Consider the following 16,755-nt stretch of genomic DNA (forward strand, 5'->3'; position numbering starts at 1 on the left):
TTTTTCACGTCCTCTTTTTATCATTTCCTGTTAAATTGTTATCCTTCCAGTAATTAACCCGCCTATCGCAGTTACTGCTAAGACAACAAACAACACCATTAGCGCTTTTTCTATTGTGGTATCCTTTTTTTGAATATCGTTTTCTTTTAATGCCCATTTATAAAGGATGATCCCCGGCGCATATAACAACATGGTTAAGAGCAAATAATCAATACCGGCTGCATATACAAGCCATATTGCATAAATGCTCGCAATAAAACCAATTACTTTTTCCTTCGTACGCTTCTCTCCTGATTGGTACGCTTCTCCTGTCATTGTCAGTTTCACTTGATATAGCGCAGAGAGCAGATACGGAATTAAAATAGCTGAGGATGCTAAAGAAAACATAAAGTTATATGCGGCCTCTGAAAATAATAACGTAATTAGAAATAACTGAATGAGCCCATTCGTTAACCATAAGGAGTTCACTGGAGCATGATTCTTATTTTCTTTCGCTAACCACTTCGGAAACACCTTGTCTTTGGCAGTGACATAAGGTAGCTCTGCAGCAAACATCGTCCAGCCAAGCCATGCTCCTAAAACCGAGATGATCAGACCAAAGTTAATAACGATCGCTCCCCATTTCCCGACAATTGCTTCCAATACATAAGCCATCGCAGGATTCGGCAGATCAGCCAATTCTTCTCTTGACATTATTCCTAGAGATAATAGAGAGATTAAAATGTAAATTAGAAGTACACTAACTAAGCCTATAATTGTAGCTTTCCCGACATCGGAACGATTTTTAGCTCTTCCCGACATAACCACTGCACCTTCAATACCAATGAATACCCATAAAGTGACTAGCATCATACTTCTAACTTGTTCACCAACAGATGCCCAAGTAAAACCTTCTCCTCCCCAAAAATCAAATGTAAAGGTATCCCATTTGAACGCAATGATCGCTACAATAATAAACAGGAAAATCGGAATGACTTTTGCAATCGTTGCCACTGTGTTAATAAGTGCAGCAGAATTGACTCCACGCAACACAAGATAATGAACCAACCATAAGACGACAGATGCCCCAATAATACTAGCGACATTTTGTCCCCCTTCAAAAATGGGGATGAAGTAGCCAATCGATGAAAATACTAATGTAGCATAGGCAACATTTCCTAAAAACGCGGATAACCAATAGCCCCACGCACTATTAAATCCTAAAAATGTTCCAAATCCAGCCTTGGCATAGCTATATATACCGCTGTCCAACTCAGGTTTTCTTCTCGTTAAATTTTGAAAGACAAAGGCAAGCGCAATAATCCCAATTCCTGTAATTATCCAACCGATAATGGCAGCTCCGGCATTGGATCCAAGTGCAATATCGCCTGCTAAGTTAAACGCTCCTCCGCCAACCATGGAACCAACAACAAGGGCGATCAGTGCGACTAACCCCAGCTTTTTTTCTTCTTCACCCAATTTTCATACACCTCCTTTTTGATAAAGCAGGGAAAACCCTTCCATATTTAGCTGTTTACACTTCCATTGGTTGCTGCCATCACCGCTTTAATAGTATGCAACCGGTTTTCTGCCTCATCAAAGACAAATGAGTTGTCACTTTGAAAAACTTCATCCGTAACTTCCATTTCTTTAAGACCAAATTTTTCATAAATATCTCGTCCTACTTCTGTCTCTAAATCATGAAAGCTTGGTAAGCAATGGAGAAACATGACATCTTTATTACCTGTTTTTTCAAGCATTTCTTTATTTACTTGGTATGGATAAAGTAAATCAATTCGTTCTTTAAATTTATCCTCTTCTCCCATAGAAACCCACACATCTGTATAGATCACTTCTGCTCCAGAAACGGCTTCATCAATATCAGCAGTAATCGTAATTTTTGCTCCAGAATCTTTAGCCACTTCCTCCGCGTAATTGACTACATCTTGATCAGGGAATAATACTTCTGGAGAACAAATACGAATATCCATCCCTACTTTTGCCCCACCGATTAGTAAGCTGTTGCCCATATTATTTCGGCCATCACCAACGTAAACGAACTTAACCCCTTTTAAATGTCCAATATGTTCTTTAACAGTTAAAAAGTCAGCAAGAATTTGGGTCGGATGAAATTCATTTGTTAACCCGTTCCAAACTGGCACACCTGAATGTTCAGCTAAGCCATTTACTGTTTCCTGGTCAAATCCACGGAATTCAATACCATCAAACATTCTTCCCAATACAATCGCCGTATCACGTACTGACTCTTTCTTACCGAATTGAATGTCATTTTTTCCGAGATACTCTGGATGCGCTCCTAAATCAATACAAGCAACAGTGAAAGCACATCGCGTTCTAGTTGACGGTTTTTCAAATAATAGGGCAATATTTTGCCCTTTCATATAATGATGCGGAATGCCTGCCTTTTTCTTTTCTTTTAAGTCGACTGCTAAATCAAGCAAGTAATTTATTTCCTCTTCGGTAAAATCTTTTAACGTCAAAAAATGTCTGCCTGTTAATTTATCCGTTAGTTTTGTTCCCATTTCCATCCTCCTAAAATTTTATTTTCATTGTAAATAATGGTAATTATATACGCATTGAATATTCATTTGCTCATAGTTTTATATTTAAAAAGAACTTATCTAGGTGGCTTCCTTGTTGCAGTTGCTACACCAGTTGTGATTTTTGAATAGTTCAGTGTATGCAGTTACAATGCGACTATAAAAGCAACTTGACGCATTATTTTTAGCCTTTGGAATATCCTTATATATCTTTTCTTGACAATGGCATACTCATACAGCGAGGACCGCCACGACCTCTGGATAATTCGGAGCTAATGACTTCAATTACTTCAATACCATGTTCACGAAGTAATTTATTGGACACATAGTTGCGGTCATATGTGACAACAACACCAGGAGCGATTGCTAATGTGTTAGACCCATCATTCCATTGTTCTCTTGGTGCAGCAATAACATCTCCACCTCCACATGGGATTAAAGCTACATCCTTTAGCCCTAATAATTCTTTTAGTGTTTCCAACAAATTCGTTTTATGCGTAATTTTTACGGTATCTTCTTCTTTTCCTTTTTCCAGAATATAGATGTCCATTTGTCCGTCTTTATTCTGTATTTCTGGATGGATGGTGAACTTATCGAAATCAACCATCGTAAATACAGTATCTAAATGCATAAACGCTCTTGATTTTGGAATTTCCACAGCAACAACACGTTTTATTTCTGCCTGTCGTTTAAAAATACTAATCGCGAGTTGCTCTATTGCCTTTGCTGCTGTCCTTGCACTTATTCCTACTGCAATTGTATCTTTACTTAAAACCAGCTCATCGCCACCTTCTATCGGACACGGATAATCTCGATCTAACCAAACCGGTATATCAGACTCCGCATATCTTGGATGATGTCGGATGATATAACTCATAAATAGAGATTCTCGCTTCCTGGCAACTTCCCTCATTGGATTAATGGTTAATCCAGTCCCTATTGTTGCTGCTGGATCACGAGTGAAATAAAGGTTAGGCATTGGATCTAAATAAAATGGATAATGATTATCTAACATTTCATAAAGATGCTTCTTTTTCTCCAACGGTATTTCTGATTTTCGTACACCTGCCATCACTTTCTTTACCATCTCTTCTGTATCAAAGGACAGCAAAAAGTCGGCTATCTTTTGAGAACTTGCACCTTGGATATTGGATTCCTTTAATATATCCATCACAAATTGCTTTTTTAACTTTTCTGTATGAAGCGCTTCGGTCATTAAATTCGATAAATATAACACTTCAATTCCTCTATTTCGTAGCGTCGAAGCAAAATAATCATGCTCTCTTTGAATCATTGGTAAATGTGGAATATCATCGAATAACAAATGCCCTAAATAATCAGGGGTTAAATTTTCTACTTCTTTACCTGGACGGTGCAACAGCACGGATTGTAGCTCGCCAATTTCGGACTTAACATGTAATGGTTGCTTCATTTAAATACCTCCTCATATCATAAAAAAACTAATTTTCATCATTAAAATCTAAACTTGTCAACAATTAAATCCCATGCACTCCTGTACGACTTAAATACATGGTTTGTCTTGGTGTTAGTATAAACAGATCACAAACAGTTATTCATTGTTTATAAAGGGATTTGTTAAATCATACACGATTATTTTCTTGCTTTTATTCATAACAAATGGTAATTAAAGAGAAAATATCCTTCGAAAAAATGGTGTGTTTTTTTACCATCTACCTTAATTCAATAACATTCTTTTTCTTTTACTTATAGAGTCTATTTTGTTATCTAAATTTAGACATTAGAAAAACTTGGCTTGTCGCCAAGTCTTATGGCGGAAGCCTTTGTTTTTCTTATACTATAAACCAAAAAAATCTTATACTTTCCTATAGTGCAAAAAAGCCGTCTTAGTTGTGAGCTTTTCACAACTAAGACGGCTTTTAATCTTTACGTGTTACATCTGTTCTGGAGCATGCACGCCGATGAGACGCAGTGCATTGCCGATCGTTATTTTAACAGCTTCCAATAGCGCCAAACGAGCTTTCGTTAAAGCTAATTGTGTCTCATCCAACACTTTCTCTGCATTATAGAAGCTGTGTAATGCGGAAGCTAAGTCAAAGGCAAACTGTGTTATTTTATGCGGTATTCGTTTCTCTGCAGCATCTAACACCAGTTGTGGAAGCTCTCCTATTATCTTTAATAATTCAACCTCAGTACTGTGTTGTAACAAGGACGCATCATAATCTTCATAGGAATATCCTTCTGCTTGTGCTTTATTTAACAATGTACAAATTCTTGCATGTGCATACTGTACATAATAAACAGGGTTTTCGTTCGATTGCGAACGGGCAAGATTGATGTCAAAATCCAAATGCGAGTCACAGGAACGTGTATTCATCATATAACGCATCGCATCAACACCAACTTCTTCCATTAACTGACGAAGCGTTAGCGCTTTGCCTGTCCGCTTACTCATCTTCACTCTTTCTCCATCTTCAAATAGGTTCACCATCTGGATAATGGCTGTCTCTAATATATCTTTCGGATACCCTAACGCTTGAATCGCTGCTTCCATCCTTGGAACATACCCGTGATGATCAGCTCCCCAAACATTAATCAGCTTATCGAATCCCCGCTCTAATTTATCGTTATGATACGCGATGTCAGAGGCTAAATACGTATAACTTCCATCTGATTTAATGACAACCCGGTCTTTATCATCCCCATATTTTGTCGTTCGAAACCATGTTGCGCCATCTTTTTCATATATATCACCAGTCTGACGCATTTTATCCAATGCTTGGTCAACTTTACCTTCTTTATATAATGACAGTTCCGAAAACCAATGATCAAATTCAACCCGAAATCGTTTTAGATCATCTTCAATCTTTTTTAATTCATACTCTAGTCCATATTGGCGGAAATAGGCTAAACGTTCGTCCTTTGATTTATGAATCCACGTATCCCCTTCTTCTGCAGCCAATTTTTCTCCAATATGAATAATATCCTGCCCATGATATCCATCTTCAGGCACCTCTGCTTCTAGTCCTAATGCTTGCATATAACGCGCCTCTACAGAGAGGGCTAAATTATGAATTTGATTACCAGCATCATTAATATAATACTCACGTTCTACTTCATAACCAGCTGCTTTTAATACGTTACAGAGCGCATCCCCATAACTTGCACCGCGCGCATGTCCTAAATGAAGATCTCCAGTGGGATTGGCAGAAACGAACTCTACTTGAATTCGCATACCTTTTTTTGGATGCTTACCATAATCTTCACGCGCTTGTAAAACATGAGGAAGCAATGGAGTTAAATAATTATTGTCCATAAAGATATTAATAAACCCCGGTCCAGCAGTTTTCAGTTTACGTATATGTGTACCTTGCACATCCAAATGTTCTATAATATTTTGAGCAATTTCCCTTGGAGGTTGTTTTGCTACTTTTGTCAGCTGCATAGCAATATTTGTAGCATAATCTCCGTGCTGATCATTATTCGGTTTTTCTAACATAATTGGCGGGATATCGGATTCTTGATCCACTAATTTAGCTCGTAAAATAGATTTACGTACCGCTTTTTTTACCGCAGCTTCTGTCTCTTGTATAATGTTCATTGATGTCGTCCTCCTTGTGAATTTTAACCCCTCTGTAAACAATATTAATTCATAATGAAACAATAACAAGAAGCAAAAAATGGAATAGCTTCTCTATGAAATATGATACACCATGTCTCCCGTTTGCTGTTATCGTTTATAAGCACTATATAATCATTTTCACCAATTTCAGAAAAATTATATATGCACTTTTAATCACACCAATATGGATTAATGTTCCTTTGCGGTAAAGCTTATAGGGCAACGTGTTGCGCTATACATAAACAATCTACATACATGTTTTTTTGAATTTTACATCAGAGTTAGACCAACCAGAATAACGATACATGATATGTCATGATGTTATATTTATCCAGCTACGATAAGATTGACATTTCTTAAGTAAGAGCGTTATATAGGAATGAGATAAGTATTTCTTTATTTTCTTACTTATGAAATAACCACTTATATAGAAGGAGATTCTAATGTTAACAGAGCAACTTGCCTCAGAGATTGTGAAGAGAACTATGTCGATACTAGATTTGAATGTCAATGTAATGGATAGAACAGGGACCATTCTTGCTTCGGGAGATCCCAATCGTATTGGGCAACTCCACCACGGTGCAAGTAAAGCAATTGAACATAAAATGACCGTAGAGATTCACTCCTATGAAGAAAATTGGCGAGGAAAAGCAAAACCAGGAATTAATTTACCAATTCGATTTCATGATGATATTGTTGGAGTTATTGGTATCACTGGTGAACCTGAAAAGATTAGGGGATTTTCTAAATTAGTTCAAATGGGAGCTGAACTAACGTTGGAACAGGCATTTTTGACAAGAGAAATAGATCGAAATGCTAGGATGCGTGATGATGTTATATCCCATTTACTACTAGGATCTGATAAAGAACAAGCGTACATATTAGACAGGGCGCGGTCGCTAAAGATTAATGCAGATGAAACATTTGCCGTTATCCTTCTTTCTGTACCGTACCATACATCCAATTTGCAATCTGTAAAACAAATCGAAAATTGGGCGAATACGTTGGTTACAGCAGAAGATGAAATAGTTCGTTTGTATACAAATCAATTTGTTATCTTAAAAAAGCAGCAAAAGCCTTATTTAGATACGGATGATAAAATAAAGAATTTGCTAGAAAACAAATTATCCTTTGCTCCCATTTCAAATATAACCGTAGCATTAGGTCCCTTTTCAAGTGGATTCCTTGGATGGAGACAATCCTTTCAAACAGCACAAATCGTTAAAGATACTGCAAAAACATTATATCCAGAAGGTGGGGTTTGGAATCAAGACACATTAGGAATATCTATTCTATGTTATCGTTTTTTACATGCAGCAAAAGAAGAAGCAGATGAAATTAGCGCTACGTATAAAAAGTTATTCACTTCTAATGATGGAAAAACGTTAGACGAAACATTTACTATATATGTGAAAGCAAATGGAGAAATGACCAAAACCGCAGATAAGTTATTTATTCATCGGAATACATTAGCATATAGGCTGGATAAAATTTATGAAATCACTGGAAAAAACCCAAAGAACCTACAAGATCTGATCGAGTTAAAAATTGGAGAAATCCTCTTCAAACTATCAAAATAGTGCATTTGCATAAAACACGGAATTGGAAGCACTTTCTTTATATTCATTTGCACAATGACCTAGCATGTATCGTGCACGTACAATAAGTGTATAACAGCATCATGTTAAGGAGGAAAACACATGGATATTGAAGTAAGTGCATTAGGAGCAATTATCGGTTTATTCCTAGCTATTTTCTTAATTTTAAAGAAAGTACCGCCTGCCTATGGTCTAATTGCCGGTGCAATTGTAGGAGGTCTCATTGGAGGGGCGAGCTTAGTAGATACAGTAAGTTTAATGATAGGCGGGGCTCAAAATATTATGCCTGCCGTATTAAGAATTTTAGCTGCTGGTGTATTAGCGGGCGTGCTAATCGAATCAGGAGCAGCATCTAAATTAGCACAAACCATTGTTTATAAATTCGGCCATACCAAAGCATTACTTGCTCTAGCTATTGCTACCATGCTTTTAACAGCAGTAGGTGTGTTTGTAGATGTAGCGGTTATTACTGTAGCGCCGATCGCCTTAGTGATAGCTTCAGAAGCAAGGCTTTCCAGATTTGCAATTTTAATAGCAATGATTGGTGGAGGTAAAGCGGGTAATATCATGTCCCCTAATCCTAATACAATTGCTGTTTCTGAAGCATTTGATGTATCCTTAACCTCCGTCATGGCAGCAGGGGTTATCCCAGCATTTTTTGGACTTACAGTAACCTATCTCATAGCAAAAAGAGTCTCTAAAAAAGGGACCGCTATTCAAGCAAGTGAAATTGAACAATCCAACCTTGGAGCCTTGCCTTCCATATATACAGCTGCCCTAGCTCCAATTGTTGCCATTCTATTGCTTGTATTACGTCCGTTATTCAATATTAACGTAGATCCGATGATCGCATTACCAGTAGGTGGGTTAGTTGGAATTATCGCGATGGGAAAATGGCGTAGCACAAATGCGTATATAAAAAGCGGATTAGCAAAAATGGCACCGGTTGCAATTTTGCTAATTGGGACGGGTGCAGTAGCTGGGATCATTACTAACTCAAAATTAGATACTGTTCTAGTTGGCGTGTTGGAAAGCCTAGGCTTACCCGCATTTGCTTTAGCTCCGATCTCAGGAATGTTTATGTCAGCAGCTACAGCTTCAACAACAGCAGGCTCTGCTGTCGCAAGCAGTGTCTTTGGAAGCACGATTCTAGAGTCTGGGGTCGCTGGTTTAGCTGGTGCAGCCATGATTCATGCTGGTGCTACCGTACTAGACCATATGCCGCATGGTAGTTTCTTTCATGCAACTGCAGGTAGTGTTGGGATGCAAATTCAAGAGCGTTTGAAACTAATTCCATATGAATCATTAGTTGGTATAACATTGGCGGTAGTTTCCACATTGATTTATGGTATCTTTCAGTGGTTTTTATAAAGTGAACTTTCAATCTTGGAGTCTTCTTTCATTCCTCCTTGATTGTTAGTACCGCAAGAGTATGACCTAAGACCTCTAGGCGAAACAGGAATTGAGATGCCGTTTTCTCTCCCACTTAAATTTTTGGAAGCACTTTCTGGCTCTCTCAAGGGTTTGTCTACGGCATCACTATTCAAATAAACAGCGACTAGTTGATTTTTTTAAAGAAGGAAAGGAGAAGAATGATGGTTAAACCAAAAATTGTCATAGCACCGGATTCATTTAAAGAAAGCATGACAGCAAAACAGGCTGCTAATGCTATTGAACGTGGAATTCGCTCTGCTTACGGTGAAGCTTTTGAGATAGATATTATTCCAATGGCAGATGGCGGCGAGGGCACCACCCAATCGTTAGCAGATGGATTAAAAGGCACACTGTATGAAAAAAAAGTCACTGGACCATTGGGTGAAAAAGTAACTGCAACTTATGCCATTTCTGGTGACGGATCAACTGCTATCATAGAAATGGCAGAAGCGTCTGGTCTTCACCTCGTTCCAAAAGAGAAGCGAAATCCATTCTTAACAACTACATTTGGTACAGGAGAGTTAATCAAAGCGGCTTTAGACAAAAATGTGTCTAAAATAATCCTTGGGATTGGTGGCAGTGCAACAAATGATGGTGGTGCAGGAATGATTGAGGCACTTGGCGGTGTCCTATATAGCTCTGAAAATAATCTTCTGAATCGGGGCGGTGGGGCATTAATCCAGTTAACTGAAATAGAACTATCCCATTTAGATCCACGTTTAAAATCTGTAGAAATAGAGGTTGCCTGTGATGTCGATAACCCGCTCCTGGGACCTAATGGAGCTAGCGCTGTTTACGGACCACAAAAAGGTGCAACAGAGGAAATGATTGTTCCATTAGATGACGCATTACGAAATTTTCATGAGGTCATTTCAAAAGCTACAAACAAGGACGTAAAGGATATTCCTGGTTCTGGAGCGGCAGGTGGGCTTGGCGCAGGGTTATTAGCAGTGCTTGATGCCAAATTAACGCCGGGAATTGATATTGTACTAAAAGAAACAGATTTTTCTAATCGGGTCAAAAATGCTGATCTAGTAATAACTGGAGAAGGTAGAATTGATAGCCAAACAATCTACGGCAAAACACCCATTGGCGTAGCAAAAGCTGCAAAGCAGAACGGTGTATCAAAGGTAATTGCCCTTTGCGGTACACTAGGAAAAGGGTACGAAGCTGTATATGAACACGGCATCGATGCAACATTTAGCATCGCCCCTGGGCCATGCCAACTGGAAGAAGCAGTCATAAATGGGGAAAAATATCTTGAAGGAGTAGCGCGGAATGTAGCCAGCGTTTACCATTAGTTGGCTTTCGCCGAATAGAGTAGTTTAAATGTGAAATCTTATCGATTATGTGGATAAAAGCAGCTAAAGCACTTTTATCCTTTAATTCTTGTAGCTCTTGTAATATTTTATCTTGTTAATCTGGTTTTGCTTCTGACAATAGTGAATCTTCCGCAGCCAAAGACGCAAGAATAAACAGATATTTGAATATACCATGACTCAATGAGGTGGTTCACACTTAAATGATTTAACCTACGATCTAATCTTTTAATTGTATATAAAAATTCAAAAAATACTACCTTTACAGCCCTTTTACCTTTTTTGCTCAAGCACAGTTAAATCTTTGATCAGAAAATTGCGTCTTATATACCTATATATACTTTTTTATGCAACGCTAGTGAAAAGAATTTGAATCTGTATTTGGCACGTATTATTAGTGAACTTTTGTTCATACATTGCCTTTATTTCGCTCTTTTATTTTCATTGCAAAGTAATAAACAATTCCGGCAATAATTAATGATTGTACTGCTGGTAAGCTAAAGAATATGTTACATATTTGCTAGTATAACCTGTTAGCGATCCCATTACTAAAGCAATTGTCGCCATCCAGTTCCATCCATTGTTGTCTGGCATGTTTGCTAACGGACGAAAAAGAAATTAACCATCATAATTCCAGAAGAAAAGAATAAATTGAACATAAAATAGTTTAAGATGATAAATTTTTAGTTTTAGTGAATTTTAAGGGGGGATTTTAATAAAGACAAGGGATATAGTATTGGTAGTTTGTATAGGAGTTTTAGGTTTTTTAATAGCTTTAATCTTGTTTGATAGTTTTGAGCAGGTAGCAACTTATTTATTAATTTTTATACTTGTTATATTTATTTCAATACCTAAAAAGAGGAAATCTCGTAATTGAGACTTCCTCTTTTTATTTAGTCTGTAAATTTAATTCTTTTATAATAGAAGGTTTTAGGATCGTATAATTTTTTCTTTCTTACAGAGTCTTTATAGAATGTTACTAGAATGTTACTACTCTTTTTGAATACAATACTTGATGGAATAAGTGCATTATCTATTATTGTTGGCTTTGCGTATCTTGTATAATCACGAGACTGATTGCTGCTAGTACCCCCGTGGTTGGTTCTGGATTCCAAGTTGATATAGTTTCCCAGCCAGTATTTCTTAATGCGTAAAATATACCTGTGTTAATGGTCGGAGCAACTTTAGCTGGCAGCTTCGGCCTTGGAAAAATCTTTTATATTCTTATGATCGCTCTATTTGGTATCCAATGGATAGGGAATGCATTACAGGGTTACATTGGGGAAAAAACAGGTCGTTCCTCTTCAGTCATCGCACGATCTAGCTTTGGCGTTCTGCAAGCACGTTTTATTGTTGGATTGACTAATTTTTGTTGTTTCGTTTGGTTGGTGGGCATTACAAACATCTGTGGCTGGAAATGCAATATCCATTTTCACACTACCCTTTGATATGAAGTCACTTTCAACAGTTTCCTTGCTCAATCAAGAATATTCCGGAAAAATATTACTTGTAAAATAGTAGAAAAGAGGATGCTTTTCTATTATTTATCTAAATTATTTTTCCTTTACTAATAACCAGACAATTTCACACGTTTCTTCACTATTGTTTACTGCCCAATGCTTTTCCCCAGCTGGAATAAATGTCGCATCCTTCGCTTTAACTTCAAACGGTGCGCCCCCACTTTCACCTTGTAGTTCACCTTTTAAAATAATGGAATACTCATTTTCTAGATGACTAGACAATCCTTCACTTGGTACACACTCTCCTGGTGGAATGCGGACTGTTCCAAATGTCACATTCATCGTCTCCGAATTATCTTCAAATAATGTTTTCAAACCTTGTTGGTGAAATCCTCGCTGTTTTATTTTCATTATGCTACTCCTTTACAAATTAATTTCTTGCAGCTAGTTCTTTATAATCGAATGTTATCGGATCTACCTCAACACCAAAGAATACTTTAGCTTCTTCTACCGTATAATACTCATTTTTCACATCTCTAGCTACTTGCTTAGCTGGGCGATTCAATGGATTTCCATACCCACCGCCAGTAGCTGTCATTAATTTAAGAACGTCATTTTTCTTTAGCTCATACCGTGAATAAACCCCATAAGGACCATCTATTTCTCCGGTTTCTTTATGAATATAAAATTTATTTACGGATCCTTCCATTCCTCCATCTATTCCCCAGAGGCGGTGCTTATTTCGACCATAGGTAATCGTAGCTTCTTGTCCATCTGTTAAAGCTCGATAAGAACGAATAACTCCTTTTCCTCCGATATATTCACCAGCACCTGTTCCGTCCATACGTAGGCTATATTCATCCAGCATTACACCATACCGTGTTTCGGCAACTTCAACAGGTACATTATAGGTTTCCCCATCTAGTATACAGAATTGACCGCTGGCTCCATCTTGACCATCAGCACCGCCCCATCCGCCTACAGACGGTTCTACAATTAAAAACGGTTCATTCGTTTCTTGATGTCTACCTGATAGCGTAACAGAGCAAACAGATAATAAGTGTGCTGCTGCCAATCTATGTGGAATGTGTGGAGCCAACGCCTTCCAGATTAAATCCGTACACGCTAGCATCGTTTCAAAATAATTAGACGTAGGCGCAGGACGTTGAGCTGACATAATTGATCCTTCGTCAACTACTATTTTTAATGGACGAAATACACCATCATTTACATCTTGATCTGGATTTGTAACTGCCAAAAATATCGTTCTTACAGCTGATGCAAGTCCTGTAAAGGAACAATTAACTGGTCCAGGAACCTGTGGGCTACTCCCTCGAAAGTCACATATAAAATCCTTCTCTGTTATCGTAACTTCTACTTTTATTGGAAAAGGACCATTTCCAATGCCATCCGTTTCAACAAATCCTTCTGCCGAAAAAGTTCCCTTTGGCAATTTTGCAAGTTCTTGCCTTGAGATAATTTCCCCGTGATTTAAGTGGCTGTCGATAGCAGAAAGGATAACGTCCTTCCCATACTTTTCACATGTTTCCTGTACACGTCTTTCCCCTGTTTTGAGTGCTGCAACTTGTGCCCACATGTCACCTAATGACAAATCAGGAAAACGAACATTGGCACGGATAATCTCTACTAATCCTTCATTCAACACGCCACCGTCAAATAACTTAACAGATGGAAATTGCAATCCTTCTTGAAAGATATCACGAGAATCATTCGTAAACGATCCAGGATCTTTTCCTCCAACCTCCGTCCAGTGGGCTTTGTTCGCTGAGAAGGCAATGATTTCTCCTTCATAAAAAATTGGCATGACTAAACCGACATCTGATAGATGGGAGCCGCCGCCCCCATAGGGGTCATTTACAATAATGATATCTCCGGGCTTTAATTTATTTTCATCTCCATATTTCTCTAGTGACTGCTTTACCATAAAAGAAAGCATTCCAATAAATCCAGTCACGCCATTCCCTTGTGTGAGTAATTGCCCTTTCGAATCAGTGAGTCCACTAGCATAATCCAGCACTTCATAGATGATAGGACTCATAGATGTTTTAGCTAATGCGATGAACATTTCATCACCTATGGCTAACAATGAGTCTTTTACTATTTCTAATGTAAATGGATCAACTTTTGTTTCCTGAATTGCCATTATCTCTCCCTCGTTTCGATAATTAAATTTCCGTAATCATCCACCTTAAGTGTTTGGCCTTCATAAATAACGGTAACGGCTGCTTTTTCCTCTACAATGACAGGTCCATGAATAATTTGATTTATTGGTAGCAGTTCGCGTTGGTATACAACCGTTTGAATCCAGCCCTTCGGATTTTCAAAATAAACATCTCTTGTTTCTAACTTTGCATCTTCTAACGTTGTATTCCGTTTTATCTTTTGAATATTTGGTTTAACAACTTTACCAAAAGCCGTAACATGTATATTAACAAATTCCATTTCTGTTCCATCTAATCTAAACGTATAATGATGTTCATGTAACTGATGAAAGCTCTCGATAATTTCTTGTAATTGCTCCTTGGTCCAATCTCCATTAAGAACAGGAACTTTTACAGTATGTTCTTGCCCTAAGTAGCGCATATCTACAAAGCGATTAAAAATAACATCCGCTTTAGAAATCCCTTCATTTTTAAATTGTTCATATGCTTCTTTTTCTATTTCATGCCACTGTGTCATTATTGCGGATAAATCAAGGTTTTCTAATCGTTTAATATACGTTTTTATATAATCATGACGTAAATCGCTCATTAACATTCCCCACGCAGAGAACACAGGCGATGCAATCGGGATGACAACTTTTTTCACTCCTAATTCCTTGGCAAGCGCAGGCGCATGCATAGAACCACCGCCACCAAAAGCAACTAAAGTAAACTCTTCTGGATGATGACCTTTTCGTACGGATATTAATTTTAGTGCATTTAGCATATTGGAATTAGCTATTCGAATAATTCCCAATGCTGCCTCTTCCGCAGACATATGAAGCGGATTTCCTATCTTTTCTTGTATCACTTTTCTTACCATCGATACGTCTACATCATAATCAAAATTCTTTGCCGATAATCTACCAGTTAATACGTTAGCATCCGTCGTGGTCGGATGTGTTCCACCTTGCCCATAAGATACTGGACCAGGTACAGCTCCTGCAGATTTAGGTCCGACTTTTAAAGCATCAGCTTCGTCTAACCAAGCAATGGATCCTCCACCATTACCTATTTCCACAATATCTACTACTGGTGTCTTAATTGGATAGCCTGCATTACGATCATTCCTTTCAATATAGTATTCTGTGGAAACCTTCACTTCTCCCCCTTCAACTAGGGAACATTTTGCCGTTGTCCCACCAATATCAAATCCTATTATGTTTTCTTCTCCAATTAATTTTCCAAGTACTGCAGCGCCATAAATTCCTGCTACGGGACCAGATTCAACCATATTAATGGGAACCTTTTTCGCTTCTTCAAATGTCGTGGTTCCACCATTCGATTGCATAATAAAATTTTGGCTGTTTGTATGATGCTCCGTTAGCTCATTATATAGTTTATTAATATACGAGGTTGCTGTTGGCTGAACATATGCATTTAATGCTGTTGTATTCGTCCGCTCATATTCCCGCCGTTCCTGAATTACTTCATGCGAAGCTGATACCGCTACATCAGGCCATAAGTCTTTAATCAATTGAACGGTTAATTTCTCGTGCTGTGGATTCGCATAAGAGTGTAAATACACGACAGCAATCGCTTCTACTTTTTCTCGTTTAAAGAAGCCAACCATTTCTCTTATCTGTTCCGTATAAAGTGGAGTTACAATTTCACCCTTATAGTTAACCCGCTCATCCACCTCTTTTCTGAGATAACGTTCAATAAATGGTTCTGGCTTTTTATATCGAATATTAAATAAATCAGGACGATTTCCTCGAGCAATTTCTAATATATCCCGAAATCCTTTTGTCGTGATAAGCCCCGTTTTTGCACCTTTTCTTTCTGTAAGTGCATTAATTATTACGGTTGTACCATGGATAAATGTGGCGATTGCTTCTTTATCAATACCACTTTTTTCAAGTACATCTATTACCCCTTTTTCAAAATTTGGAGGCGTCGTATGACTTTTAGCTACCTTCATTTGCCCATTCTGATCGACGTAAACTAAATCCGTAAAGGTACCTCCAATATCAGTTGCAACTCTCATCCTTCTTCCACCCTTCTATATAGTCTTTATATTCAGAATATTACAGGCGTTAAAACACTTAACAACGTTGATGATTCTTCAGTAGGGTTTTTCCATTCGTGTACTTTTTCTGAAGGAAAGTGAATCGTATCCCCTTCACTCAAAATATATTCCATTCCTTCCACTCTAAAAACAACCATTCCTTTTAAAACAAAATAAAATTCTTCTCCAGGATGACTATACTTTTCAATGAATGGTTGTTTAGGAGGTAATGTTACCAGCATCGGTTCCAATTTTCTTTCTGGAAATTTCCCCGCTAGGCGGACATGCTTTACACCTGAGCCTTCGATTGTAAACGGTTTTTGTTCATCCTTATGTAATGCATAATTATGATTTTCAATCTCCTCAAAAAATGAAGCCATGTTTATTTGAAAAGCATCGGATATTTTCTTTAATGAAGTAATAGCTAGGGATGAAGAACCTCGTTCAATTTGAGACAAAAAGCTCACGGAAAGTCCTGTTACTTCACTTAAATCTTTTAATGTCATTTCTTTCTCTAATCGTAAATTCTTTATTTTCTTATGCAAATTCTCCATATGTCATCTCCTTTCTTTA

11 protein-coding genes and 1 pseudogene are annotated in these 16,755 nt (G+C 37.7%); 4 read left to right on the forward strand and 8 right to left on the reverse strand.

Annotation, left to right across the window (positions count from 1 at the left end):
• Positions 1–30: 30 nt before the first annotated feature.
• The 4 genes from arcD to argS form a co-directional block, all read right to left on the reverse strand.
• Positions 31–1,398, reverse strand: a complete 1,368-nt coding sequence (gene arcD / locus KBP50_RS14200; RefSeq protein WP_373314126.1) for an arginine-ornithine antiporter — start codon at positions 1,396–1,398, stop codon at positions 31–33.
• A 107-nt stretch (positions 1,399–1,505) separates the two neighbouring features.
• Positions 1,506–2,522 carry an ornithine carbamoyltransferase gene (gene argF / locus KBP50_RS14205; RefSeq protein WP_050351951.1) on the reverse strand — a complete coding sequence of 339 codons (1,017 nt, stop codon included), beginning with the start codon at positions 2,520–2,522 and terminating at the stop codon, positions 1,506–1,508.
• 220 nt (positions 2,523–2,742) lie between these two features.
• On the reverse strand, positions 2,743–3,972 hold the full coding sequence (arcA, locus tag KBP50_RS14210) for an arginine deiminase (RefSeq protein WP_050351950.1): 1,230 nt from the start codon (positions 3,970–3,972) through the stop codon (positions 2,743–2,745).
• 480 nt (positions 3,973–4,452) lie between these two features.
• Positions 4,453–6,120, reverse strand: coding sequence for an arginine--tRNA ligase (argS, locus tag KBP50_RS14215; protein ID WP_050351949.1), 1,668 nt, complete (start codon positions 6,118–6,120; stop codon positions 4,453–4,455).
• 464 nt (positions 6,121–6,584) lie between these two features.
• On the opposite strand from argS, the gene KBP50_RS14220 reads away from it, so the two are divergent.
• The 4 genes and pseudogenes from KBP50_RS14220 to KBP50_RS22160 all read left to right on the forward strand — a co-directional run.
• Positions 6,585–7,721 carry a CdaR family transcriptional regulator gene (locus KBP50_RS14220; protein WP_050351948.1) on the forward strand — a complete coding sequence of 379 codons (1,137 nt, stop codon included), beginning with the start codon at positions 6,585–6,587 and terminating at the stop codon, positions 7,719–7,721.
• Between the two features lie 120 nt (positions 7,722–7,841).
• On the forward strand, positions 7,842–9,110 hold the full coding sequence (locus KBP50_RS14225; RefSeq protein WP_050351947.1) for a GntP family permease: 1,269 nt from the start codon (positions 7,842–7,844) through the stop codon (positions 9,108–9,110).
• Positions 9,111–9,334: 224 nt separating this feature from the next.
• A complete protein-coding gene (locus tag KBP50_RS14230; RefSeq protein ID WP_175609447.1) occupies positions 9,335–10,474 on the forward strand; it encodes a glycerate kinase in 1,140 nt (379 codons plus the stop codon).
• A 1,175-nt stretch (positions 10,475–11,649) separates the two neighbouring features.
• Positions 11,650–11,920: pseudogene (locus tag KBP50_RS22160) on the forward strand (cytosine permease); the annotation flags it as partial.
• A 125-nt stretch (positions 11,921–12,045) separates the two neighbouring features.
• Here KBP50_RS22160 and KBP50_RS14235 read toward each other — a convergent pair.
• The 4 genes from KBP50_RS14235 to KBP50_RS14250 are packed head-to-tail and all read right to left on the reverse strand — an operon-like array spanning position 12,046 to position 16,736.
• Positions 12,046–12,363, reverse strand: a complete 318-nt coding sequence (locus KBP50_RS14235; RefSeq protein ID WP_076362097.1) for a cupin domain-containing protein — start codon at positions 12,361–12,363, stop codon at positions 12,046–12,048.
• A 19-nt stretch (positions 12,364–12,382) separates the two neighbouring features.
• The gene (locus tag KBP50_RS14240; RefSeq protein WP_050351944.1) at positions 12,383–14,116 is read right to left on the reverse strand and encodes a hydantoinase B/oxoprolinase family protein; all 1,734 of its coding nucleotides are present in this window, start codon (positions 14,114–14,116) and stop codon (positions 12,383–12,385) included.
• Positions 14,116–16,161: a hydantoinase/oxoprolinase family protein gene (locus tag KBP50_RS14245; RefSeq protein WP_050351943.1), complete on the reverse strand. Its 2,046-nt coding sequence runs from the start codon at positions 16,159–16,161 to the stop codon at positions 14,116–14,118. Before KBP50_RS14245 ends, KBP50_RS14240 begins: the two co-directional genes overlap by 1 nt.
• Before the next feature lie 32 nt (positions 16,162–16,193).
• Positions 16,194–16,736: a helix-turn-helix domain-containing protein gene (locus tag KBP50_RS14250; protein WP_050351942.1), complete on the reverse strand. Its 543-nt coding sequence runs from the start codon at positions 16,734–16,736 to the stop codon at positions 16,194–16,196.
• Between the last annotated feature and the right edge of the window lie 19 nt (positions 16,737–16,755).

This window comes from Virgibacillus pantothenticus, from assembly GCF_018075365.1.
Taxonomy (GTDB): Bacteria; Bacillota; Bacilli; order Bacillales; family Amphibacillaceae; genus Virgibacillus; species Virgibacillus pantothenticus.